The sequence below is a fragment of the Mycobacterium sp. IDUB_17 genome (assembly GCF_055419465.1).
In genome coordinates this window covers 112,968-137,759 of the sequence record NZ_JBVAXS010000006.1, presented here as the reverse complement: position 1 = coordinate 137,759, position 24,792 = coordinate 112,968, and the positions used below count along the sequence as shown (strand labels likewise).

Sequence of the window (24,792 nt, the reverse complement as noted above, 5' to 3'; positions counted from 1 at the left end):
CATGAGTGGCTACGAAGTCCAATATCATTGGCGCCCATCCTCATTGACGAGGGCGCTGGCCACCGTGGTGGCGGTGGCGCTGGCGGCCGCGGCGATCGGTGCACGGTGGCAGCTCATCGTGTTCGTGGCGCCGCTGCTCGGCGTGCTGTGCTCGGTCCACTGGCAGCGGCCCGTGGCGAACGTGCGGGTCAGCTGCGAACCCCACACGGTGCGCTGCTTCGAAGGGGAGACCACCCAGATCACGCTCACCGCGACCGTCGACGGTGCCGGAACCGATTGCCTGCTCACCGTGGACACCGTCGAGGGGCTGAAACTCGACGTTGCCGACGCGGGCCGCACCCGCCTGCACGCGACCGTGTCGGGTGTGGCGCAGCGCTGGGGCCGGTATCCGGCGCGGGCTCGAGTCGACGTCCTGGCACCCGGCGGACTACGCGCGGGCTACGGCGTCGTCGATGCCGCGCAGTTCTATGTCTTCCCGCTCGCCGCCCCTCAAGACACGGCGATCCCGTACACCGAACTGCCCGACCGGCTCGGCGCGCACCTGACCCGGCACACCGGGCCGGGGGTGGAGTACGCCGACGTGCGTCCCTATGTGCCGGGCGACCACCTCCGCACCGTGAACTGGCCGGTGAGCGCCCGGCGCGGTCGCCTGCACGTCACGGAGCGGTTGACCGATCGTGGCGCCGACGTGGTGGTGCTGATCGACACGCACGATCAAGCGCCCGGTCCGGCCACCGAGGCTGGAGAACGCATTGCGAGGGGCGCCGCCCAGGTGGTGCAGAGTGCGCTACGCAACTCCGACCGCGCGGGTGTCGTCGCGCTCGGTGGCCGACAGCCGCGTTGGCTCGGTGTCGACATCGGACGACGGCAGTTCTACCGCGTGCTCGATGCGGTGCTGGCGGCCGGCGGTGGAACCGAGAGTGTCACCGGCACTTTGGCGCCCCGGGCGGCGGTTCCGCCGGGCGCGGTCGTGGTGGCGTTCTCGACACTGTTGAACACCGAGTTCGCCTTGGCGTTGATCGAGCTGTGCAAACGGGGACATCCGGTGGTGGCCGTCGACGTGCTCGACGGCGCTCCGTTCATCGGCGAGCTGGATCCGCTGATCGCGCGCATGTGGGCGCTGGGACGCTCCACGATGTACCGCGACCTCGGGACCGTCGGGATCGACGTGGTGCGGTGGCGCCCCGATACCGGGCTGGCTGACGCGATGCGGCTGATCCCCGATCGGCACCGGAGTCGAGCGTGACGGCCCAACCCGCGCCCCGGATCTTCTCGACCGCGTTCGGGCTGTTGATGGTGGCGTCATCGGCCGCTCCCGCCGACGGACCCGCACTGCTGGCCGCCGCGGTCGGGGCAGTCGCGGTGTTGGGCGCAGTGGCGGTGCGCCCCGCAGCGACCGTCGCCGTGCTCGCCACCGTGGTCGCGCTGGCTTTGTCGGAACCGGCGCCGCTGTACGCGGCCATGTCGGGATTGTCGGCAGCGGCCTATCTGGTGATCCGGCATGCTGTCGGCGCACCCGGCGTCGTGACGACAACGCGGGCCACCGTGCTGGCCGCGATCGGGTTCACCGTCATCGGATTGGGGGCGGCTTCGGTGCCTGCCCAGGTGCGGTGGCTGCCGTTGCTGGCACCTCTCGCCGTCGCCGGGATCTACCTGTCGGTCATCCGGCCCTTCCTGGAAAGCAGCAGGTGGGAAGTCGGACACCCCGGTCGATTGTGACATTCGTCACTGGTCGGGAAAGCTGTTCGCTCTCTTACACATTGACGACTTTCTCGGTGATCCGAAGTACCGTCGGACGCATACCCGGGACCGCTGGTACCGGGTTGATAACGATCGAGGAAGGGGAAGCCCATGGTTGCATTCGGTGCATTCGCTGCGCTCATTCTGGTGCTCGTCGGCGTCACCGGACGGCCCTACCGCCAGACCTGGCACAACCGGTTCGGCGAGATCCGGCCCTGACGCACTTCTGACCCGTACCGCACCGCGCTCACCGCTCAGGTAGCCGGTGCGGTACGAATGGTGCGTGGTCACCTCCAGTCCGACATCCGATCCCGCCCAGCCCCGTCCCACCATTCTTCTGCTGTCGACATCCGACACCGATCTGATCACCGCGCGCGCCAGCGGAGCGGGGTTCCGGTGGGCGAACCCGTCGCGGCTGGTCACCGGTGAACTCGAGGAGCTGCTCGACGGTGCCGACATCGCGGTGATCCGGATCCTGGGCGGCTACCGGGCCTGGCAGGACGGCATCGACACCGTGGTGGCCAGTGGCCTGCCGACGGTCGTGGTCAGCGGCGAGCAGTCGCCTGACGCCGAACTGATGGGTCACTCGACCGCCCCGCAGGGGGCTGCCCTGCAAACCCACATCTATCTGGCGCAGGGTGGTCTGGAAAACCTGGGGAATCTGCATTCCTTCCTGTCCGACACGCTGCTGATGACCGGGTTCGGCTTCGCCGCTCCGGTGGCCACCCCGAGTTGGGGTGTCCTGGAGCGGGCGGCCACCGTCACGGGTGCCGAGGGTCCGACCGTCGCCGTGCTGTACTACCGCGCCCAGCAACTGGCCGGGAACACCGCCTATGTCGAGGCGCTGTGCGACGCCGTCGAGCAGGCCGGCGGCCGCGCGTTGCCGGTGTTCTGCGCATCCCTGCGCACGGCCGAACCCGAACTTCTCGAGCTGCTGGGCACCGCGGACGCGCTCGTCACCACCGTGCTCGCGGCCGGAGGTGCCACCCCGGCAGCGGTCGGCGCCGGAGGGAACGACGATTCCTGGAACGTCGCTCACCTTGCCGCACTGGATATTCCGATCCTGCAGGGGCTCTGCCTGACCAGTTCGCGCGACCAGTGGTCCGACAATGACGACGGGATGTCGCCGTTGGACGTCGCCACCCAGGTAGCCGTTCCCGAGTTCGACGGCCGGATCATCACGGTGCCGTTCTCCTTCAAGGAGATCGACTCCGAAGGGCTGATCTCCTATGTGGCCGACCCCGAGCGCTGCGCGCGGGTGGCCGGCCTGGCGGTCCGCCACGCCCGGTTGGGCGCCATCCCCGCTGCGGAAAAGCGGGTGGCCGTGGTGTTCTCGGCTTATCCCACCAAGCATGCCCGCATCGGCAACGCCGTCGGCCTGGACACTCCGGCCAGCGCGGTCGCGCTGCTGCGCGCCATGCGCGATGCGGGGTACGACATCGGTGAGGCCACCGCCCCCGGCGACCTCGCCAAGATCGGCGGATCCGGCGACCTCGCCACAATTGTCGCCTCCGGCGACGGCGACGCACTGATCCACTCCCTGATCGAGCGCGGCGGGCAGGACCCGGACTGGCTGACCGACGAGGCGCTGGCCGCCAATCCGCTTCGGGTCCCGGCCAAGGACTACCGGGCCTGGTTCGCCACACTGCCCGCCGAGCTGGCCGACGCCGTCGTCGAGCACTGGGGTCCGCCGCCGGGTGAGCTCTTCGTCGACCGCAGCCGCGATCCCGACGGCGAGATCGTCATCGCGGCCATCCAGGCCGGCAACGTGGTGCTGATCGTGCAGCCGCCGCGCGGGTTCGGGGAGAACCCCGTGGCCATCTATCACGACCCCGACCTGCCGCCCAGCCACCACTACCTGGCCGCGTACCGCTGGCTGGACTCGTCGTTCCCCGGCTCGTTCGGCGCACACGCGGTGGTGCACCTCGGCAAGCACGGCAACCTGGAATGGCTGCCCGGCAAGACGCTCGGCATGAGCGCGGCCTGCGGCACCGACGCCGCCCTCGGCGACCTGCCGCTGATCTATCCGTTCCTGGTCAACGATCCGGGGGAGGGCACCCAGGCCAAGCGCCGGGCGCACGCCACCCTGATCGATCACCTCATCCCGCCGATGGCGCGCGCCGAAACCTACGGCGACATCGCCAAACTCGAGCAGCTGCTCGACGAGCACTCCACGGTCTCGGCGCTGGATCCCGGCAAGCTGCCGGCGATCCGGCAGCAGATCTGGACGCTGATGCGCGCCGCCAAGATGGACCACGACCTTGGCCTGGAGGATCGCCCCGACGAGGAGTCGTTCGACGACATGCTGCTGCACGTCGACGGCTGGCTGTGCGAGATCAAGGATGTCCAGATTCGCGACGGCCTTCATGTGTTGGGTCAGAAGCCCACCGGCGCAGGCGAACTCGACCTGGTGCTGGCAATCCTGCGGGCCCGGCAGCTGTTCGGTGGCGAGCAGACCGTGCCCGGGCTGCGCCAGGCGCTGGGCCTGATCGAGGACGGCAGTGACGACCGCGCGGCTGTCGACGCCGCCGAGGCCGGTGCCCGCGAGCTGGTGGCCGCGTTGCAGGAATCCGGTTGGGACACAGGTGCCGTCGAGAAGATCACCGACAACCCCGAGGTGGCCCGCATCCTGCGGTTCGCCGCCTCCGAGGTGGTGCCCCGGCTGGCCGGCACCGCCGCCGAGATCGACCAGGTGCTGCGTGCCCTGGCCGGGGGCTTCATCGCCTCGGGGCCGTCCGGATCGCCGCTGCGCGGCCTGGTCAACGTGCTGCCCACCGGGCGCAACTTCTACTCGGTGGATCCCAAGGCGGTTCCGTCCCGGCTGGCCTGGGAAACCGGTGTGGCGATGGCCGATTCACTGTTGGACCGCTACCGGACCGACTACGGACGCTGGCCGCAGTCGGTCGGCCTGTCGGTGTGGGGCACGTCGGCCATGCGTACCGCCGGTGACGACATCGCCGAAGTGCTCGCCCTGCTGGGTGTGCGCCCGGTCTGGGATGACGCCTCGCGGCGGGTGGTGAACCTGGAGCCGATCGGCCTCGCCGAGCTCGGCCGGCCGCGCATCGACGTCACCGTGCGGATCTCCGGGTTCTTCCGCGATGCCTTCCCGCACGTGGTCACCATGCTCGATGACGCGGTGGCACTGGTGGCCGGCCTCGACGAGTCGGCCGAGGACAATTACGTACGCGCCCACTCCCAGGCCGACCTGGCCGAGCACGGTGACCAAAGACGGTCCACCACGAGGATTTTCGGCTCCAAGCCGGGAACCTACGGTGCGGGCCTGTTGCAGCTGATCGACAGCCGCAACTGGCGTGACGACGCCGACCTGGCCGAGGTGTACACCGCCTGGGGCGGATTCGCCTACGGGCGGGGTCTGGATGGCGCACCTGCCAGTGACGACATGAACCGGGCGTACCGGCGAATCGCGGTGGCGGCCAAGAACACCGACACCCGTGAACATGACATCGCCGACTCCGACGACTATTTCCAGTACCACGGCGGCATGGTCGCCACCGTGCGGGCGTTGACCGGACAGGCCCCGGCCGCTTACATCGGCGACAACACCCGCCCCGACGCGGTCCGCACCCGCACGCTGTCGGAGGAGACGAACCGTGTCTTCCGGGCCCGGGTGGTGAACCCGCGCTGGATCACCGCGATGCGCAGGCACGGCTACAAGGGCGCCTTCGAGATGGCGGCCACCGTCGACTACCTGTTCGGATACGACGCCACCGCACATGTGATGGCCGACTGGATGTACGAACGGCTCTCGGCTGAATACGTGCTCGACGACGAGAACCGCAAGTTCATGTCGGAATCCAACCCGTGGGCGTTGCACGGCATGGCAGAACGGCTGCTGGAGGCCGCCGGCCGGGGGATGTGGGCCGAGCCCGAGCAGACGACCCTCGACGGGCTGCGGCAGGTGCTGCTGGAAACCGAAGGTGAGCTGGAAGGCTAGGCAGACAGTTGATTTCCGGTGGGCAGGAGCGCAGCGACCCGGGGCAGTAGATTTGACCCATGGCTCCCACCTTCGCCGATGTCGCCAAGGCCAACTACGTTCTGCTGACCACGTTCACCAAGGACGGCAGGCCCAAGCCGACCGCGATCTGGGCGGTGCCCTCCGGTGACCGGCTGCTGGTCATCACCGAGGCCGATTCGTGGAAGGTCAAGCGGATCCGCAACACCCCGCGGGTGACTGTGGCGATCTGCGATGTGCGGGGCAACCCCAAGAGCGAGCCGGTCGAGGCGCAGGCCGTGGTGCTGGAGCAGTCCCGCAACGGCGAGATCTACGACGGCATCGGAAGGCGCTACGGCCTGATGGGTAAGGGCTTCAATCTGTTCAGCAAGCTGAGGGGCGGCATGCACCGCAATGTCGGCCTGGAGTTGCGGGCCGCGGACTGAAACGGACCGCGGCGGAACCTGACGGGCATCAGCCACGTTGTACTGAACATGGCAAAGCGGCTGTTTCTGATCTACCTCCTGGTAGAGATGGCGGTGATGGTCGCCCTGGTGGCGACCATCGGGTTCGGCTACACCGTGCTGTTGCTGTTGGCCTCGTTCGTGATCGGACTGGCGCTGGCGGGTTCACAGCTCAACCGGCACATCCGCCGGTTGCGCACGGGCCTGTCCGGTGGGCTGTCCGATCCCCAGGGCGCGGTGTCCGACAGCGTGTTGGTGGCGCTGGGCACCGTGCTGGTGGTGATTCCCGGTCTGGCCAGCTCGATCGTGGGCGCGCTGTTGCTGCTGCCACCCACCCGAGCCGCCGCGCGACCGGTGCTCACCGGGCTGGTCGTCCGGCGGATGCCGCTCATCGCCGCGGCGCCTGCCGGTTTCGGTGCACCGACCGGTACCGCCGGTTATCGGCACGGGGCGGGCGACTACATTGACGGCGAAGTAATCGACGTCAATGAGTTCATCGACGTGACCGAAGTCGATCCACACCGCCTGCCTCCCAAGGCCTAACAGCCAGCAGAAACAGCTTGACCACACTTCTGATCAACGGGCGCATCCACAGCCCCAGCTATCCCGACGCGACCGCATTCGCCGTGCGCGACGGCGTAGTGGCGTGGCTCGGTACCGACGAGGTCGGCCGGTCGCAGTTTCCCGAAGCCGAGATCGTCGACCTGGCCGGCGGCTTCGTCGCACCCGCATTTGTCGACAGTCACGTCCACCTGACCGCCACCGGGCTCAACCTGGACGGTCTGGACCTCCGTGCGGCCACCTCACTGCAACACTGCCTGCGTCTGGTGGACGAGTACGCGCGCCGGCATCCGGACGGGCCGGTGTGGGGACACGGCTGGGACGAGTCGGGCTGGCCGGAGCGCACCGGCCCGAGCACCGGGGACCTCGACGGGGTCTTGGGGGATCGGCCCGCCTATCTGGCCCGGGTGGACGTGCATTCGGCCGCCGCAACCTCCGCACTGCGCCGGCTGGTGCCCGCACTGGCCGAGGTCGCCGGGTTCGACCCGCAGCGCCCGCTGACCGCCGAGGCACATCACCTGGTGCGCGCTTCGGCGCGTGAACAGCTGACCCCGCAGCAGCGGCACGACGCCCGCGTCGCGGCGCTCGATCATGCCGCCGCGATGGGCATCGCCGCGGTCCATGAATGTGCCGGCCCGCAGATCGGCGGTCTGCTCGACTGGCAGGAGCTGCGCGCCCTGGAGCACGGCGTGGAGGTCGTCGGCTATTGGGGCGAGCCGGCCCGTGACGCCGAGCATGCCCGCCACCTGATTGCCGAGACCGGCGCCCGCGGCCTGGCCGGAGACCTGTTCGTCGACGGTGCCCTCGGCTCGCACACCGCATGGCTGAACGCGCCCTACCACGACGCTCCCGATACGTGCGGCAACTGCTATCTCGACGTCGAGGCCATCACCAGGCATGTGCAGGCCTGCACCGAGGCCGGCATCGCGGCCGGGTTCCATGTGATCGGCGACGCTGCCGTCTCCGCTGTCGTCGAGGGATTCGCCAGCGCGGCACAGCGACTGGGCGGCCCGGCGGTGGCCCGCTGCGGCCACCGTCTCGAGCATCTGGAGATGGTCACCCCCGAACAAGCCGCCCAATTGGGGACCTGGGGCGTGATGGCCAGCATGCAGCCCAACTTCGACGCCCTGTGGGGCGGCGCAGAGGGTATGTACGCCCAACGTCTCGGGCTTGATCGAGTTCACCAGCTCAACCCGTTCGCGCTGTTAGCATCCGAAGGCGTGCCCCTCGCCTTCGGCTCCGATACCCCGGTCACCAGCATGAACCCCTGGCAGACCGTGCGCGCCGCGGTCTTGCACCGGAGCCCGGGCAGTGCCATCTCGGCCCGTGCCGCGTTCGCTGCGGCCACCCGCGGCGGCTGGCGCGCCGGTGGGGTGCGCGACGGCGCCAGCGGGACACTCACACCTGGGGCCCCGGCCAGCTATGCGGTCTGGGAGGCCGACCACCTGGAGGTCAGCGCGCCGGCCAACGCCGTTCAGCGATGGTCCACGGATCCGCGCTCACGGGTGCCCGCACTGCCGCGGTTGACCGCTGATGCGGAGCTGCCGCGTTGCCGTCAGACCGTTCACCGGGGTGTCGTCATCCATGGGCAGTGACCGTCCCAGAGAGCGTTTCGGCCGCCCGCGGCCGGGGCCCAACGAGACCACCGACGTGATCCCGGCCATCGAGGACGACGAACTCGCCGAGCTGGACGAGCTCGACGACGAGTCCTACGACGAACTGGACGAGGACGTCACCGGCGATCCGGTGGCCGACATCGATCCCGACGAGGAACCCGAGGAGCGTGGGTATCGCCTGACCGCGGCGGGCACCCCCGACCGCTGGTCTGTGGTGGCTTCCTGGGCGTCGCGATTCGGCCGGGCCGCGGCTGTGCGGTGGGCGCAGTTGAGCGCATCGGTCGGCGGCGGCCTCGCGTTGTGCCTGAGCTATCCGCCGACCGGCTGGTGGTGGGCGGCGTTCATCGGGCTGGCGTTGATCGGCTGGGTGCTGACCCTTCGCTCCACCACCCGCGCCGGCGGCCTCGGATACGGATTCCTGTTCGGCCTGGCGTTCTATGTCCCGTTGCTGCCATGGATCAGCGGACTGGTCGGGGCGGTGCCGTGGCTGGCCCTGGCCGCCATGGAAGCACTGTTCTGCGGGATCTTCGGCCTGGCGGCGGTTGTGGTCAGGCGATTGCCCGGGTGGCCGCTGTGGTTCGCCGCGCTGTGGAGCACCCAGGAGTGGCTCAAATCGACCGTGCCCTTCGGCGGATTCCCTTGGGGTGTCCTCGGATTCGGTCAGACCAACGGACCGCTCCTGGCCCTCGCGCGATGGGGTGGCGCGCCGCTGTTGTCGTTCGCGGTGGCGCTGGTCGGCTTCAGCGCCACGCTGTTGGTCCTGGAGATCGTGCAGTGGTGGCATCACGGACACAAGCCGGGTTTCCCGGCGCCCGCGGTCATGCTGCCGGGTTTGAGCATCACGGTGGTGCTGCTGGCCACCGCCGTGCTGTGGCCCCAGGTCCGTTCCTCCGGCACCGGCGCGGGGGATGAGCAGACCGTCACCGTAGCCGCCGTGCAGGGCAACGTGCCCCGGCTCGGCCTGGAGTTCAACGCCCAGCGCCGTGCGGTGCTCGACAACCACGTGAAGCAGACGCAGCGGCTGGCCGACGACGTGCGCGCCGGAAGGGCTCCGCAGCCCATGTTCGTGGTCTGGCCCGAGAACGCCTCTGACATCGATCCACTGACCAACGCCGACGCGGCCGCACAGATCACCGCGGCGGCCGATGCCATCGGCGCGCCGATCCTGGTGGGCACCGTTGTCAAGGCCGACGGCTACACCCCGGACAATCCGGTGGCCAACAACACCGTGATCGTCTGGGATCCCGACCACGGTCCCGGTGAGCGCCACGACAAGAAGATCGTGCAGCCGTTCGGCGAGTACCTGCCGTGGCGCAGTTTCTTCAAACACCTGTCGTCGTATGCGGACCGGGCCGGCTACTTCGTGCCTGGTGAGGGCAACGGCGTCGTGCACGCGGCCGGTGTTCCGATCGGGGTGACCACCTGCTGGGAGGTCATCTTCGACCGGGCTGCGCGGGAATCGGTGCTCAATGGCGCCCAGGTGCTGACGGTGCCCACCAACAACGCGACGTTCGACGAGAACATGAGCGCCCAGCAGTTGGCGTTCGGCAAACTGCGGGCCGTCGAGCACGACCGTTACCTCGTGGTCGCCGGGACCACGGGCATCAGCGCGGTGATCGCCCCGGACGGGCGCGAGATGGCCCGCACCGAGTTCTTCCAGCCCGCCTACCTGGACAGCCAGATCAGGCTGAAGTCAGATGTGACGCCGGCCACCGAGTGGGGGCCGGCCCTGCAGGTGGCGCTGGTCACGCTTGGTATTGGGGCACTGGTTGCCGCGATACTGCACAATGGAGGGTTCGTGCAAAGAATGTTGAGGCGTCGCACCGGCGAAGGCCCGCGACGATGAAGGAGCCACATGACAGTCCCTGGTGACGGAGCGCAGCGGCAGGGGGAATCCAGCCCTCGCCAGGACGGTGAACGCCCGAGTCAGCGCACTCTGGTGATCATTCCCACCTACAACGAGCGGGAGAACCTGCCGCTGATCGTCGGACGTGTGCACCACGCCAGCCCCGAGGTGCACATCCTGGTGGTCGACGACGGCAGTCCCGACGGCACCGGCCAGTTGGCCGATGAGCTGGCCCTGGCCGACCCGGATCGGGTGCACGTGATGCATCGGACCAGCAAAGCGGGCCTCGGTGCGGCCTATCTGGCCGGCTTCGCGTGGGGGCTGGGCCGCGGGTACTCGGTCCTGGTCGAGATGGACGCCGACGGCAGTCACGCACCGGAGGAGCTGAACCGGCTCCTCGATGCGGTCGACGCCGGGGCGGATCTGGCCATCGGTTCGCGGTATGTCTCCGGCGGCACGGTGCGCAACTGGCCGGTTCGACGGCTGGTGCTGTCGAAGACCGCCAACACCTACTCCCGGCTCCTGCTGGGTGTCGGCATCCACGACATCACCGCCGGGTACCGCGCCTACCGTCGCGAGGTGCTGGAGAAGATCGACCTGTCCGCGGTCGATTCGAAGGGCTACTGCTTCCAGATCGACCTGACCTGGCGTGCGATCAACAACGGGTTCAAGGTCGTCGAGGTGCCCATCACGTTCACCGAACGTGAACTCGGGGTCTCCAAGATGAGTGGCTCCAACATCCGCGAGGCGATGTTCAAGGTCGCGGAGTGGGGTATCCGTGGGCGCCTGGACCGCGCCCGGGGTGTGGTCCGCTAACCGGCAGACGAAAAAACCGCGATACGCCCACGGAGGGCGTATCGCGGTTTTTTGTACGGTTCAGCTGCCGCGACGCTTGGTCTTGATCAGGTCGAGGCGCTCCTTGAGCAGCTCCTCGAGTTCCTCGACGGAGCGACGCTCGAGCAGCATGTCCCAGTGGGTGCGCGGCGGCTTGACCTTCTTGGGCTCGGGCACGTCACCGTCGATCAGGGTGCCCTCGAGCCCGTTCTTGCACGGCCAGGTGCCGGGGATCTCGGCGTCGTCGGCGAACGGAACGTCGAACACCTCGCCGTTATCGGTGCGGTAGCGCGCGACCTGACGCGGCGCCAGGTCATGGTTGCGGTCGGTCTCGTAGCTCACGGCTCCGAGGCGACTGCCTCTCAGGACACGATCAGCCATCGTCAACACTCCTTATTTGGCGTTTTGGTCCGGATGTATCAACGCTGCACGGCGTTGCCAAGTTCCCGACTCGACCATTGATGATACGCGGGTCGAGGCGTCGGGCAGTCTACAGTCGTGACCCATGGCGCACCACCGCAGACAAAGCCGTCCCCAGCCGTGTCGGTGGTGCGGTCGTGAGGTCGCCGATTCGCAGATGGGCCGCCGTCGCCAGTACTGCAGGCAGTCCTGCCGGCAGCGGGCCTACGAACAACGCGCCATGGTCAAGGGCACCTCGCTGGCCCCGGATTCGGTGGTACTCAGCGCCGATGAGGCGGCCCAGCTGTCCGACCGGGTGTACCAGGTCAGGTGTGCGGCCGAGGATGTCGCGATCGCGGTCGACGAGGGCGCCGGAATAGACGAACTGCGGCAGTTGTGCGATGCGTTGATAGAGGCCGCAAAGGCGGCCGACGGCTGGCGCTAGCCGCCGGTATCAGGGGTGCGTGGCTCCTGGCCGCGTTCGGCGAAGACCGCCATGACCTCACCCCTGGCCTCTTCGATGTGCGCGGCCATCGCCGCCGCCGCGGCATCCGCATCGCGATTCTTGATGGCGGCGATGACGTCGGCGTGGCCCCGGTTCGACGATTCGTAGATCACCGGGAAGTTGCTGCGGTCCAGTCGGGAGAACACTGACGCCCGGGTGTCCTCGATGACCTGACTCAGCATGGTGTTACCGCTCATCCTGGCGACGGCCAGGTGAAAGTTGGAGTCTGCCCGGCGGAACGCGTGGATGTCGGTGCTCGATTCCAGCGCGTCCTGGCAGGAATCCAGCCATTGCAGATCGGCTGGTGTGCCGCGTTCGGCGGCCAGCCGGGCGGCCATGGTCTCCACCGCCAGGCGGACTTCGAATACTTCAGCGGTCTTGCGGTCGTAGTCGTCGGTGAGGTCAGCCGCCATCACTCCGGGCGACACGGTTGTGCCACTGCTGCCGCGTTTGGTCAGCAGCAGGCCCTCGCCCTGCAGAACTCGCAGGGCCTCCCGCACCGTGACGCGCGAGACCTGCATTCCCTCGGCCAGTGAGCGTTCAGACGGCAGGCGGTCGCCGGGCAGGAGCACCCCGAGGGTGACGGCCCGGCGGATGCGGTCGACGACCGCGGCATAGGCCGGCGGGGCGTCGAGCGGGCGCAGTAAAAAGTCGTCTGACATCCCTTGCAGAGTACTCCGCGTGGCCCTATTGTCCTAAGGTATGAAATCCATACCATGGTGCACCGAATGCGCCCACTGATAGGGATCTGCGGCGTTTCGACCACGGCGACGTGGGGATTCTGGCGCCAGGATGCGGTGCTGGCGGCCCAGACCTACCTCGATGCGGTGGAGTGCTCCGGCGGGCAGTCGCTGGTGCTGGTGCCCTCGCTCAACACCGATGCCGGACGAGTGCTCGACGTGCTGGACGGTGTGCTGCTGGCCGGCGGTACCGACATCGAGCCCGAGTACTACGGCGCAGGAGCCACCGAGCGGATGGAAGAGACCAACTCGATCCGCGATGAATTCGAATTGCGGATCGCCGCAGCGGCTTTGGAGCGTGACATCCCTGTTCTGGGGATCTGTCGGGGCCTGCAGATCCTCAATGTGGCCACCGGGGGCACGCTGCATCAGCACCTGCTGGACGTCGGGTTCGCCGAGCACCGTCCGGCGCCGGGCCGATTGGACCAGGCGACCCATCACGCGATCGAGGTGGACGTCGACTCCCTGCTCGGTCACGCCGGGCTGGCCGGTGTGTCGGAAGTGAATTCGCATCACCATCAGGGTGTGGCCGAGGTGGGTGGCGGAGGGCGCATCACCGCCCGGTCGATACCCGACGGGGTGATCGAGTCGATCGAATGGCCGGACCGGCACTTCGCGCTCGGCGTGCAGTGGCATCCCGAATATCAGCCCATGAAGCAAATTTTCGATTCGTTCGTCGGGGCGGCAGCCCACGCGAACTCGTCACGTACGGAGAGGTTGTGATGAAGGGTCAGGTTCTGGAACCGGCAACCGGTGGGGTGCTCGCAGAGGTACCGTGGGCCACCGCCGCTGAAGTCGACGCGGCAGTGCGCAGAGCCGCACGTGCCCAGCGTGATTGGAGTCGCGCTGATCCCGCCCACCGGGCCGAGGTGTTGCTCGCGATCGCCGACGCGGTACGCGCGGAGGCCGAGGACCTGGCTCGGTTGGAGGCCCGCAATGTCGGGATGCCGATCGCCGACGCGCGCGGTGCGATGGCCGGGGTGGCCGGCACCTTCCGCTATTACTCGGCGACCCCGGAACGTCTGTTGGGCAACACGATCCCGGTCTCGGGCGGGCTGGACATGACCTTCCACGAGCCGTTCGGTGTGGTCGGTTTGATCACTCCCTGGAACTACCCGTTGTCCATCGCGGCGTGGAAGGTCGCTCCGGCGCTCGCGGCCGGGAACGCGGTCGTACTCAAGCCCTCTGAACTCACCCCGCTCACCGCCCTGGAATTGCAGCGCATCGCCGTGGCGGCCGGGCTGCCCGAGGGGTTGCTCAACGTGGTGGTCGGGCCGGGCGACCCGGTCGGCCGGATGCTGGTCGACCACCCTGACATCCGCAAGGTCGGATTCACCGGATCCACTGCGGTCGGCCGCGATATCGCCAGGCGGGCCGGGGACCGGCTCAAGCGGGTGACGCTGGAACTCGGCGGCAAATCGGCCGCCCTGGTGTTCGCCGACGCCGATTTGCAGGCTGCCGCAGCCGGATTGGCCGGCGGTGTCTTCGGCAACTCCGGTCAGGACTGCTGCGCGCGATCGCGAGTGTTCGTCGAACGCCCGGCCATGGAGGAGTTCCTGACCCACCTCAAGGACACCACGACCGCGTTGCGGGTCGGTGATCCACTCGACGAGAACACCCAGATGGGCCCGTTGATCTCGCAGCGCCAACGTGAGCGGGTCGCATCGTATGTCAGTCAGGCGCCGGTGCTGTTCGAGGGAAGCGCCCCGGACGGGCCGGGCTTCTGGTACCCGCCCACGGTGCTGCACCCGGTCGGCGACGAGCACCCGGCGGCCCGTGACGAGATCTTCGGGCCGGTGGTCTGTGTGCTGCCGTTCGATTCCGAGGACGAGGCGGTCCGGCGAGCCAACGACACCCGCTACGGACTGGCCGGATCGGTCTGGTCGCTGGACGGGGCGCGTGCGTTGAGGGTGGCCAGGGCCATGGAAGCCGGTGCGCTGGCGGTCAATTCGTACAGCTCGGTGCGGGTGAACACGCCGTTCGGCGGGTTCAAGGATTCCGGATTGGGCCGCGAACTGGGTCCCGACGCGCCACTGGCCTACACGGAACTGAAGAACATCTTCGTCAAGACCTAATCGCACACCGACCGTTGCCACAGACAAACCACCCTGGAGCGCCGTGACCAATCAGCCCATCGCCCCCTTCAACAACCACCTCCCCGTCCGGATCTCGTTCGGAGAGGGTAAGTCCCACGAACTACCCGATCTACTGCGGGCATCCGGCGCCGGCCGTGTACTCGTGCTGACCGACGAGGACATCGATGCCCACAACCCCGCGGTGGCGGATCTGCTTGCCACTTTGGAGGGCTCGGGACTCGACATCACCCGGATCGACAAGCCCGCCGGTGAACCGACCATCGACATGATCGACGCGGCCACCGCCGCGATGACGCGCGCGGGGGTCGAGGCCGTGGTGGCCCTCGGCGGCGGGTCGGTGATCGATACCGCAAAAGCGGCGCGGCTGTGCTACCAGAACGGGATGACCTTCGCTGAATTCCTGGATTCCACACGGGAGTTCGCCGAACCGACAGTGCCCTTGTTCGCGGTTCCGACCACCGCGGGCACCGGCTCGGAGGTCTCCGGCGGCGCAGTGGTCTCCGACCCGGAGGCGGGCCGCAAGGCCGGCATCGCCCACCCCAACCTGCGCGCCCAATATGCCGTTGTCGACCCCGTGCTGACCTGGAGCATGCCGCCGTCGATGACGGCCAACACCGGGATCGACGCACTGGCGCAGGCCATCGCCGCGGTTGTGGCCAAGGTGCACACGCCGATCGGGGACGCGATCGCCCTCGAGGCGGTCCGGCTGATGGGCACATCGCTACTGCCCGCCTACCGTGACGGCACGGACACGGTAGCCCGGTCCAACATGGCCTGCGGGTCGATGCTGGCCGGGTTGGCGATGAACATCTCCGACTGTGCGGCCGAACACTCATTGGGGCAGGCGATCGGCGGGCTCACCGGCGTGCCGCACGGTCTCACCATCGGACTGGTGCTGGCCGAGACACTGGACCGGGAACGGCGTTTCGTGCCGCAGGCAATGGAGCGGGTGGCCGACGCATGGGGGCTGCCCGACGACGGCAGCGGAGACGGCAGTCGGGTAGTCGAGGCGGTGCGTTCATTGCTGGCCGATCTGGACTTCCCGGTGCTCGCCGACATCGGGCTGTCCGCATCCGATCTGGACCGGCTCACCGATCTGGCCCTGGCTGACTACTTCATCAGCATGGCGCCCGAACCGTGGCAGCGATCAGAGGTTCATGACCTGTTCGCCGCGGCGCTGGGTCTGTCGGCGCGCGAGTTCACCACCGCATAGGGAGAGGAGCGAAATGCATCGCACTGCGGCTTCGGGACCCGATCCCGATGAGCGCTTCGACGTCCTGATCGTCGGGGCCGGGTTCGCCGGTCTGTACATGCTCTACCGCGCCCGCCAACTCGGCATGCGGGCCCGCATCCTGGAACGGGCCGACGACGTCGGCGGCACCTGGTACTGGAACCGCTATCCGGGTGCCCGCTGCGACATCGAGAGCATCGACTACTCGTATTCCTTCGACGAGTCGCTGACCCGGGACTGGCGGTGGAGCGAACGCTACGCCGCGCAGCCGGAGATCCTGTCCTACATCGGACATGTCGCGGAACGCTTCGACCTGCGTGCCGATATCGAGTTCGACACCACCGTGAGATCGGCGGTATGGGAGGAGGACACCAACGAGTGGGTGCTGTCGTGTGAAACGTCCGCCGGCGGGACCCGGACCGTTCGTGCCACCTTCTGTGTGATGGCCACCGGCTGCCTGTCGGTGGCCAAGGCGCCGGACTTTCCGGGCCTGTCCGACTTCACTGGCGACTGGTATCACACCGGGCAATGGCCACACCGTCCGGTGGATTTCACCGGTCGGACGGTGGCGGTGGTCGGCACCGGATCATCTGGTATCCAAGCTATTCCGAACATCGCGCGCCAGGCCGGTCAGCTCTACGTGCTGCAGCGGACCCCGAACTACAGCATGCCGGCGCAGAACCGGTCACTGGGCGAAGGTGAGCTCGAGGCGGCGGTCGTCGAGTTTGCCGAGCGGCGGCAGGTGTGCCGGGAATCCGACGCCGGGACGCCCCATCCGCCACCCACACAGGCCACCTTCGATGTCACCGAGGCCGAACGTGCCGAGCGATATGAAGAGGGCTGGCGCCGCGGCGGGATCAACTCGCTGTCTGCGGCGTTCACCGACTTCTTCACCGACGAGCAGGCCAATCTCGCGGCTCAGGAGTTCGCCCGGGGCAAGATCCGCGAGACCGTCCGTGACCCGGAAACCGCCGAGCTGCTGAGTCCGCGGCATCACATCGGCACCAAACGGACCTGCACCGACATCGGGTATTTCGAAACGTACAACCGTGACAACGTCGAGCTGGTCGATGTGCGCGCAGACCCGATCGAGAGCGTCACCGACACCGGTATCCAGCTGCGCGACCGGCACATCCGCGTGGATGCCATCGTGTTCGCGATCGGTTTCGACGCGATCACCGGCGCACTGACCGATGTCGACATCCGCGGTGTCGACGGCGTTCCGCTGAGTGAGAAATGGGCGCACGGTCCGCGCACGCTGCTGGGCCTGCAGTCCGCCGGATACCCCAATCTGTTCATGGTCACCGGTCCTGGAAGCCCATCGGTGCTGAGCAACATGCTCATTTCCATCGAGCAGCACGTCGACTGGATCGCCGATTGCCTCGACCATCTGCGCAGCCACCAGCTGGACCGGATCGAGGCGACCGTGGCGGCGGAGGAGGCGTGGATGGCACATGTCGCCGAGATCGCCGCCGACACCCTGTATCCGAAGGCGCAGTCGTGGTACCTGGGCGCCAACATCCCTGGCAAGCCAAGGATTTTCATGCCTTATGTCGCCGGGTGTGGGCCATACCGGCAGGAATGCGACGCGGTGGTGGCGCGCGGGTACGCCGGATTCGTGCTGGGACACAGCGGAACGGAGCAGGTATGTCAGGGATGACCTCAACGCAGTTGCTGGCCGAACTGCGGGAGCGGCAGATCACCACGGTGATCCTCGGCGGGTGCGACACCCATGGTGTCATGCGCGGCAAGCGGATCCCCGTGGCGCAGTTACCCGAATTCCTCGACCACGGCCTGCCGATCTGTGATGTGTTCTGGGTGCTGCACGTCGACGAGTCGGATCTGGTGCAGCGGCCGGCGGGACACACCGGTTACTTTCCCACCGAGCGGCAGGGGTATCCGGACATCCATGCCAAACCGGATCCGTCCACCCTGCACATCGTGCCGTGGCACGCTGATACCGCACTTTTGTTGTGCGACTGGTACCTACCCGACAACACCACGATGGTGCCGATCTCGCCGCGAGGAGTGCTGCGTCAGGTACTCGGTAAAGCCGAAGCGATGGGCTACACCCCGCTCAGCGCACTTGAGCTGGAGTTCTACCTGCTGCGCGAAAAACCGGGCACACCGCACCGCAAGCGTCCCGAGGAACTGACCCCGTTGCAGGAGACGACGAGCACCTACGGAGTGGTGTTGGGGTCTCTGCAGGAGGATGTCGGGGCGCTGATCCGCAACCAGATGCTGGATTACGGCCTGCCGATCGAGGCGTGCAACCCCGAAACCGGGCCCGGCCAGTTCGAGATCACGCTGCACTACGGACCCAGCCTGAAGGCCGCTGACGATGCCTTCCTGTTCAAGTCCGGGGTCAAGGAGCTGGCGGCGCAGCGTGAGTTGCTGGCCAGCTTCATGGCCAAGCCGAACAGCGAGTGGGCGGGCAACAGCTGCCATGTGCACATCAGTCTGCAGGATCTGGACGGGCGCGGAGTGTTCTTCGATCCGGCTGCGCCGGAGCAGTTTTCGCAAACCATGAGGTACTTCGCCGGGGGCATTCTGAGCACGATGCGCGAATTCAGCGCGTTGATGGCCCCCACGCCGAACTCGTACCGCCGCTACGTGCCGTACTCCTGGGCCGGGACCACCGCCACCTGGGGAGTCGACAACCGGTCGGTGGGGCTGCGCGCGATCCGGGCCGGGGAACACGGAACCCGGCTTGAGCACCGGCAGCCCGGCGGTGACGCGAATCCCTATGTCGTGACCGCGGCCACCCTCGCCGGTGGCCTGCACGGGATCAAACATGCCATCGAGCCCAGCGAACTCGTCTGCGGCGATGTGTACGGGATGCCCGGCGATCAGGCGGTCGCGCTGCCCGCCAACCTCGGTGAAGCGGTCGACCTGCTGGAGAACAGCGGCGTCGCCCGGGAGTGGTTCGGCGACGACTTCGTCGACCATTTTGTGGCACTGAAACGTGCCGAGCTGCAAGCCCAATCCAAAGCGGTGACCGACTGGGAGGTCGCCCGCTACCTCGAAACCATGTGAGAGGAACCAGGTCAGCATGACTGAACAGATCACCCCCGAGCCGACGCTGCGCCGGGACGCCATCGACTGGAAGCAGGTGGCGATCCTGTCGGTCGCCGGATGCGGACCCGCCTCGGTGATCGCGTTGAACTTGCAGTTCATGGGTCAATTCGCCGGATCTGCACTGGTTTTGGCGTTTCTGTTGGTGTGGCCGGGCATCCTGTTGCTGGTCAATACGTTCGCGGAGTTCTCCAAGCGGCTGCCCACCTCCGGTGGCCTGTACACCTGGAACTCCAAGGCGTGGGGCCCCAGCGTCGGATTCGTCTACGGCTGGATGTTCATCGGCGCGTACATGGTGTTCTCGGCGGCGGGTTTCGCGGTGTTCGGGGGCTGGGTCCAGCAGTGGCTGGATACGCAGTTCGGCGTGCAGGTGCCGTGGTGGGCCTTCACCTTCGCGGCGCTGGCCTACGTCTGTGTGCTGGCCTATCTGGGGATCAGCCAGTCGCTGCACGCCGCCCTCGGGCTGTTGGGCTTCGAGATGGTGGTCCTGCTGGCGTTGGCGTTGTGGATCTTCGTCACCGGACCGCAGTCGGGCAGTGGCTTCGGCACTGCACCGTTCGAGGCGTCTTCGGCCGGCGCAATGGGCTGGGGTGCGGTCGGTCTCGCGATGACCTACGCGGTGTTGTCCCACGTCGGCATCGAGGAGGGCGCGACGTTGGGTTTGGAGGTGCGTGACCCGAAACGCCATATCCCGCGCGGATTGTGGGCCGCTGCCATCGTGGTGCCTGTCTTCTACGTGGTGATCGCGTACGCAATGGTGTACGGCTACGGAATCGACCGGATGACCGAGTTCGGCGAGGATCCGGCGCCGCTGCAGACGATCGCCGAGACTTATTGGGGCAAGCTGGGGCTGACCGTGGTGGTGTTGGCCACCCTCAGCAGCATCCTGGCGTTCAGCCAGACGGCGTTCATCGCGGGTGCCCGGGTGCTCTACACCCTGGGCCGCGAGCGGGTGCTGCCGCGGCGACTCGGCGAGGTGTCGTCACGGCAGACACCGGCCGTGGCGATCGCGGTGATGGGCGTGATCTCGATGGCCCTCGGCGTGCCGCTCGCGTTCCTCGTCGGCCCGTTCAACGTGTGGGGCTACTTCGGCTTCCTGATCTCGATCGCATTCCTGGTGTCCTACATCGTCACCAATTTCGGCATGGTTCGCTACATGATCCGGATCGGCGAGTTTCGCTGGTTCCGGCATGGGGTGCTGGGGCTTGCCGGCTCCCTGGTGTTCCTGTACCCGCTGTACAAGACGGTGTGGCCGCTGCAGAGCGGGATCTACGGCGCATTGCCGTTCGTGTACCTGGCCTGGATCGCACTCGGTGTCGGGTTACTCGTGCACACGCTGCGCCGCAGGCCTGAGGTGATGGATCGGATCGGGTCGTCGCTGGCCGAGGGGGACCACCCGTAACCGCGGATCAATCGGGCGGGCAGCTGAGCTGGCGTCCGACGCCCACGGGCGGCGGGACCGGCTTCAGACAGCCCAGCGGTTCGACGCCGGAGGAGTTCAGCAGCACCCCGGACTGGTGGGCGTAGTTGACGCACACCAATGAGGTGGCGTCGGCCCGGCACCGGTAGTCACCGAACGCCAGCGACTTGCCCTCGGTCAGTTCGGCGCCGTCGCCGTCGTTGAACGGGCCCGGATCCCCGTGCAGTGAGCCGATATCCACGGTTTCCCCGGTGAAATCCACCCAGCCGGGGATCCACTGGCCCTCCACGTCGGACGGCTTCGACGGCAGGTCGTCGGCCTTGATCAGGCACGCCAATTGACCTTCGGCGTACTTGTTGGTGGCGCAGCGAGCGGTGCCCGAAGGCGCGACGAACGCGATGCCGTCGCCGAGACTCGTGGAATGGCCGTCGCGGGTGGCGGTGTGGAAACCGGACTGATCGGCCGCGGTACCTGCCTCGACCCACTTGATCACCCGGCTCATCGGGGTGCCTGGGGCCGGTGCCGTGGTGGGCAGTGGCGAGGTCGTCGTCGTGGTGGGCGTGGTGGTCTTGGTGTGTGGGGCGCCGGCCGGCATCGACATCCGGGGCTGCGAGCTCGACTGCGACTCGTGTCCCCCTCCCGACGAGCAGGCCGCCACGAGGGCCGCCGAAAGCACAGCAGCCCCAACAGTCACAACGGTGCGCATACCCGCAAGGCTAGCGGGCGCGTGTCAGGCCCACCGCCTGTCCGCCCACACCGGTGTAGTTCGATACGGTCGGTTCATGCACGAGCGGACTGTCCGGGCAAAGATCAGTACCGGCATCGTCGAGGGATTCACGCGCGACGGCGTACATCGTTGGCGTTCGATCCCTTACGCCAAGCCTCCGGTCGGCCGGCTGCGTCTGCGGGCACCCGAACCGGCCGAGCCGTGGCCCGGTGTGCGCTACTGCCACGGGTTCGGTTACTGCGCGCCCCAGCAAAATCGCTACACGCTCGTCGGCCTGGGCAAGCACCAGCCGATGAGCGAGGACTGTCTGACGCTCAATGTGGTCGCGCCGGAGAAGCCTGACTCCGATGGTCCGCTGCCGGTGATGTTCTTCGTACACGGCGGCGGCTACATCCTGGGTAGCTCGGCCACCCCCATCTACGACGGTGCCGCACTGGCCCGTCGCGGTTGTGTGTTCGTCTCGGTCAACTACCGGCTGGGCATGCTCGGGTGTGTCGAGCTGTCGTCGCTGGCGACGCCGGAGCATCCGATCGACGACAACCTGTTCCTGCGGGATCTGGTGTTGGCGCTGCGGTGGGTACGCGACAACATCGCCGTGTTCGGCGGGGACCCCGACAACGTGACGATCTTCGGTGAGAGTGCCGGTGCGCACGCGGTCGCGACCCTGCTCGCCGTGCCCGATGCCGAGGGGTTGTTCGCCCGGGTGATCTCGGAGAGCCCGGCCAGCGGGATGGTCAGCTCCGCGGGTGCTGCCGCCCGTATCGCGGACCAGCTCGCCCAATTGGTCAGTCCCGGTGGGGGATCAGCGGCCGCAGCGCTGATGTCCGCCCGCCCGGCCGAGCTGGGCCGGGCCCTGGAAGAACAGATCATGCGCGGCCAGACCGATATGCCCGGCGCGTTTCCGGTCGGTCCGACCTTCGGTACCGAATACCTGCCGGTCGATCCGGTCACCGCAATGGCCGAGGGCAGTGCACACCGGGTCCCGTTGATCGTCGGCAACAACGCCGACGAGGGGCGGCTGTTCACCCGGTTCCTCCAGTTGCTGCCGACCAACGAGCCGATGATCGAGAAGCTGTTCGCCGGTGCCGACCCCGAGGAGCGCCGCCGGATCGTCGCGGCCTATCCGGACTATCCGAGCAGCGCGGCCTGTGTGCGGCTCGGTGGTGATTTCGCGTTCGCGTCGGCCACCTGGCAGATCGCCGAGGCACACAGCCGGCACGCGCCCACCTATGTGTACCGCTACGACTACGCGCCGCGCACCCTGCACTGGGCGGGGCTGGGGGCGACGCACGCGATGGAACTGCTCGCGGTATTCGACACGTACCACACGAGTTACGGCGCGTTGCTGACGGCCGTGGGCGACCGCGCGTCGGCCCGGCGGGTCAGCCGGGACGTGCAGCGGCGATGGCGTGAGTTCAGCCGGACCGGTGAGCCGGGCCCGGGCTGGCCGGCCTATGACAGTTCCGAGCGGGCGGTTTTCGTGTTCGACCGCCGGCCACGCGTGGAGTACGACCCGCGGGCGGTGCGGCGTCAGGCCTGGGAAGGGTTCACGCTCGCCGAGCACTGAGTCGGTCGGAGTTCGGCTGATTCACTCTGGGCGATTTGCTGCACGGAATCCTCCGGTGTGGTTGCGTATTTGGTGTGGACTATCCCTTGGATCCGCTGTCCGCCGACGAGTTTCGCGCGGTGGCAGCGATATTGCGGCGTGAGCACGGGGTCGGGGAGGGCTGGCGGGTCGCCTCGGTGGAACTCGTCGAACCGTCCAAGGCCGAACTGGCGGCTTTCGACGGCGGCGGCGCGGCACCGGGCCGCCGCGCGGCTGTCATCTGCCTGGACCGATCGGCGAACGCCACCTACAAGGGCGTGGTGTCGCTGACCGACGACCGGGTCGAGAACTTCGACCATGTGCCGGGAGTCCAGGCCAACTTCACCGTCGACGAGTTCATCGAGTGCGATGAGGTGCTGCGCAGGCATCCCGACGTGATCGCCGCACTCGCCAAACGCGGTATCACCGATCTGGACAACGTGTTCATGGACACCTGGACCTACGGTGACGCGGTCGCGCCGCCCGAGTACCGCGACCGTCGGATCGGCTGGTCGGACACCTGGTACAAGGATGCCCCCGGCGCCAATCCCTACGCCCACCCGGTCAGCGGTCTGCACTGCGTGATCGACATCAACACCATGGAGGTGCTGCGCGTCGAGGATGACGGCAGCTCCGAAAAGCCCGACGTGATGGGCGAATACGTACCGCACCACATCCCCGAACGGATTCGCGCGGCCTCGCGCCGGGAGCCGCTGAAGCCGCTGAACATCACCCAGCCCGATGGTCCGTCGTTCACCTTGGACGGCAACCTGCTGGGCTGGCAGAACTGGTCGTTGCGGGTCGGCTTCAACCACCGCGAGGGGATGACGCTGCACACCGTGCGGTACCGCGACGGCGAGGTGAATCGTTCGGTGGCCCATCGGATGTCGTTCGCCGAGATGGTGGTGCCGTATCGGGACTCCTCGGTCGATCACTACCGGCGGACCGCGTTCGACATCGGCGAGTGGGGTCTGGGGTTCATGACCACGTCGCTGGAGCTCGGCTGCGACTGTCTCGGTGAGATCCGTTATCTGGACGCGGTTCTGCACGACAGCACCGGCGAGCCGTACACCATCACCAATGCGATCTGCATCCACGAGGAAGACAATGCCGTGCTGTGGAAGCACGTCGACCACGATGCCGGCGCCGAGGTGCGCCGGATGCGCAGGCTGACACTGTCATTCCACGTCACCGTCGCGAACTATGAGTATCTGGTGTACTGGCGGCTGTACCAGGACGGCAACATCGAGTGTGAGGTCCGCGCCACCGGGATCATGGTCACCACACCGGTTCCGGCGGGGCAGCCGCATCCCAACGGCACGCTGGTCGACGAGCGCACCTATGCGCCGTTCCATCAGCACTTCCTGATCGCCCGGTTGGACCTGGACGTCGACGGCACCGACAACACGGTCTACATGACGGAGTCGTACGCCGAACCGATCGGTCCCGACAATCCGTACGGGCTGTCGCTGGTGGTGCGCAATCAGGCACTGCGCACCGAGCAGGAGGGCAAGCAGGACGTCAGCTTCGCCACCCAGCGGGCCTGGAAGGTGGTCAACACCAACGTCGTCAACGGCTTCGGCGCCCACCCGTCCTACAAGCTGGTGCCCACCGGGGCGATCCCGGCGATGTTCGACCCGTCGTCGCCGGTGCTGCAACGCGCAAATGTCATCGCCCACACGCTGTGGGTGACCCCGAACCGGCCCGACGAACGCTGGCCGGCGGGGGAGTTCGTCAACCAGTCGGCGGCCGACTCCGGGTTGGGGGAGTGGACCAAGGCCGACCGGTCGATCGACAACACCGACGTGGTGCTCTGGTACGTGTTCGGTATCCACCACATCACCCGCCCGGAGGACTGGCCGGTGATGCCCGTGGACGTGGTGTCGTTCTGGCTCAAGCCGTTCGGCTTCTTCGACCGCAACCCGGCCCTGGACGTGCCGCCCACCCCGCCGGACTCCTGCGCGCACGGTCATGCCACGGCGGCACACCATTAGTTGACAC

The 24,792-nt window shown here is 67.7% G+C and carries 19 protein-coding genes and 1 pseudogene; 17 read left to right on the top strand and 3 right to left on the bottom strand.

Going from position 1 to position 24,792, the window contains the following annotated elements:
• Position 1: 1 nt before the first annotated feature.
• The 8 genes and pseudogenes from ACZYZ7_RS24035 to ACZYZ7_RS24000 all read left to right on the top strand — a co-directional run.
• Positions 2-1,246, top strand: coding sequence for a DUF58 domain-containing protein (locus ACZYZ7_RS24035; protein WP_135455505.1), 1,245 nt, complete (start codon positions 2-4; stop codon positions 1,244-1,246).
• Positions 1,247-1,293: 47 nt separating this feature from the next.
• Positions 1,294-1,719, top strand: a complete 426-nt coding sequence (locus tag ACZYZ7_RS24030; protein ID WP_463742138.1) for a hypothetical protein — start codon at positions 1,294-1,296, stop codon at positions 1,717-1,719.
• Positions 1,720-2,023: 304 nt separating this feature from the next.
• Positions 2,024-5,695 carry a cobaltochelatase subunit CobN gene (cobN, locus tag ACZYZ7_RS24025; protein WP_463741975.1) on the top strand — a complete coding sequence of 1,224 codons (3,672 nt, stop codon included), beginning with the start codon at positions 2,024-2,026 and terminating at the stop codon, positions 5,693-5,695.
• A 59-nt stretch (positions 5,696-5,754) separates the two neighbouring features.
• Positions 5,755-6,138 (top strand): PPOX class F420-dependent oxidoreductase, encoded by a 384-nt coding sequence (locus tag ACZYZ7_RS24020; RefSeq protein ID WP_463741974.1) that lies wholly within the window; start codon positions 5,755-5,757, stop codon positions 6,136-6,138.
• A gap of 48 nt (positions 6,139-6,186) precedes the next feature.
• Positions 6,187-6,699, top strand: a complete 513-nt coding sequence (locus ACZYZ7_RS24015; protein WP_135455498.1) for an FxsA family protein — start codon at positions 6,187-6,189, stop codon at positions 6,697-6,699.
• 17 nt (positions 6,700-6,716) lie between these two features.
• On the top strand, positions 6,717-8,312 hold the full coding sequence (locus ACZYZ7_RS24010) for an amidohydrolase (RefSeq protein WP_463741973.1): 1,596 nt from the start codon (positions 6,717-6,719) through the stop codon (positions 8,310-8,312).
• The gene (gene lnt, locus ACZYZ7_RS24005; protein ID WP_463741972.1) at positions 8,302-10,179 is read left to right on the top strand and encodes an apolipoprotein N-acyltransferase; all 1,878 of its coding nucleotides are present in this window, start codon (positions 8,302-8,304) and stop codon (positions 10,177-10,179) included. The genes ACZYZ7_RS24010 and lnt overlap by 11 nt, the downstream gene beginning before the upstream one ends.
• Positions 10,180-10,242: 63 nt before the next feature.
• Positions 10,243-10,977: pseudogene (locus ACZYZ7_RS24000) on the top strand (polyprenol monophosphomannose synthase); the annotation flags it as partial.
• 78 nt (positions 10,978-11,055) lie between these two features.
• On the opposite strand, the gene rbpA reads toward ACZYZ7_RS24000, so the two are convergent.
• Positions 11,056-11,394 carry an RNA polymerase-binding protein RbpA gene (rbpA, locus tag ACZYZ7_RS23995; protein WP_135455492.1) on the bottom strand — a complete coding sequence of 113 codons (339 nt, stop codon included), beginning with the start codon at positions 11,392-11,394 and terminating at the stop codon, positions 11,056-11,058.
• Between the two features lie 124 nt (positions 11,395-11,518).
• On the opposite strand from rbpA, the gene ACZYZ7_RS23990 reads away from it, so the two are divergent.
• Positions 11,519-11,857, top strand: a complete 339-nt coding sequence (locus ACZYZ7_RS23990; RefSeq protein ID WP_463741971.1) for a hypothetical protein — start codon at positions 11,519-11,521, stop codon at positions 11,855-11,857.
• Here ACZYZ7_RS23990 and ACZYZ7_RS23985 read toward each other — a convergent pair.
• A complete protein-coding gene (locus tag ACZYZ7_RS23985) occupies positions 11,854-12,579 on the bottom strand; it encodes a FadR/GntR family transcriptional regulator (RefSeq protein WP_463741970.1) in 726 nt (241 codons plus the stop codon). The two genes, ACZYZ7_RS23990 and ACZYZ7_RS23985, sit on opposite strands and share 4 nt — an antisense overlap.
• Positions 12,580-12,645: 66 nt before the next feature.
• On the opposite strand from ACZYZ7_RS23985, the gene ACZYZ7_RS23980 reads away from it, so the two are divergent.
• The 6 genes from ACZYZ7_RS23980 to ACZYZ7_RS23955 are packed head-to-tail and all read left to right on the top strand — an operon-like array spanning position 12,646 to position 20,461.
• Positions 12,646-13,380: a gamma-glutamyl-gamma-aminobutyrate hydrolase family protein gene (locus tag ACZYZ7_RS23980; protein ID WP_463741969.1), complete on the top strand. Its 735-nt coding sequence runs from the start codon at positions 12,646-12,648 to the stop codon at positions 13,378-13,380.
• Positions 13,377-14,732 (top strand): aldehyde dehydrogenase family protein, encoded by a 1,356-nt coding sequence (locus ACZYZ7_RS23975; protein ID WP_463741968.1) that lies wholly within the window; start codon positions 13,377-13,379, stop codon positions 14,730-14,732. Before ACZYZ7_RS23980 ends, ACZYZ7_RS23975 begins: the two co-directional genes overlap by 4 nt.
• Before the next feature lie 43 nt (positions 14,733-14,775).
• A complete protein-coding gene (locus ACZYZ7_RS23970; protein ID WP_463741967.1) occupies positions 14,776-15,966 on the top strand; it encodes an iron-containing alcohol dehydrogenase family protein in 1,191 nt (396 codons plus the stop codon).
• A gap of 13 nt (positions 15,967-15,979) precedes the next feature.
• Positions 15,980-17,644, top strand: a complete 1,665-nt coding sequence (locus tag ACZYZ7_RS23965; RefSeq protein WP_463741966.1) for a flavin-containing monooxygenase — start codon at positions 15,980-15,982, stop codon at positions 17,642-17,644.
• A complete protein-coding gene (locus ACZYZ7_RS23960; RefSeq protein ID WP_463741965.1) occupies positions 17,641-19,020 on the top strand; it encodes a glutamine synthetase family protein in 1,380 nt (459 codons plus the stop codon). The genes ACZYZ7_RS23965 and ACZYZ7_RS23960 overlap by 4 nt, the downstream gene beginning before the upstream one ends.
• Before the next feature lie 16 nt (positions 19,021-19,036).
• Positions 19,037-20,461, top strand: a complete 1,425-nt coding sequence (locus ACZYZ7_RS23955; protein ID WP_135455475.1) for an APC family permease — start codon at positions 19,037-19,039, stop codon at positions 20,459-20,461.
• Between the two features lie 7 nt (positions 20,462-20,468).
• Here the strand turns inward: ACZYZ7_RS23955 and ACZYZ7_RS23950 are convergent, their stop codons facing one another.
• Positions 20,469-21,185: a hypothetical protein gene (locus tag ACZYZ7_RS23950; RefSeq protein ID WP_450070573.1), complete on the bottom strand. Its 717-nt coding sequence runs from the start codon at positions 21,183-21,185 to the stop codon at positions 20,469-20,471.
• A gap of 76 nt (positions 21,186-21,261) precedes the next feature.
• On the opposite strand from ACZYZ7_RS23950, the gene ACZYZ7_RS23945 reads away from it, so the two are divergent.
• Together ACZYZ7_RS23945 and ACZYZ7_RS23940 are read left to right on the top strand one after the other, a co-directional pair.
• A complete protein-coding gene (locus tag ACZYZ7_RS23945; RefSeq protein ID WP_450070572.1) occupies positions 21,262-22,773 on the top strand; it encodes a carboxylesterase/lipase family protein in 1,512 nt (503 codons plus the stop codon).
• A 74-nt stretch (positions 22,774-22,847) separates the two neighbouring features.
• Positions 22,848-24,785, top strand: coding sequence for a primary-amine oxidase (locus ACZYZ7_RS23940; protein WP_450070571.1), 1,938 nt, complete (start codon positions 22,848-22,850; stop codon positions 24,783-24,785).
• Positions 24,786-24,792 lie beyond the last annotated feature (7 nt).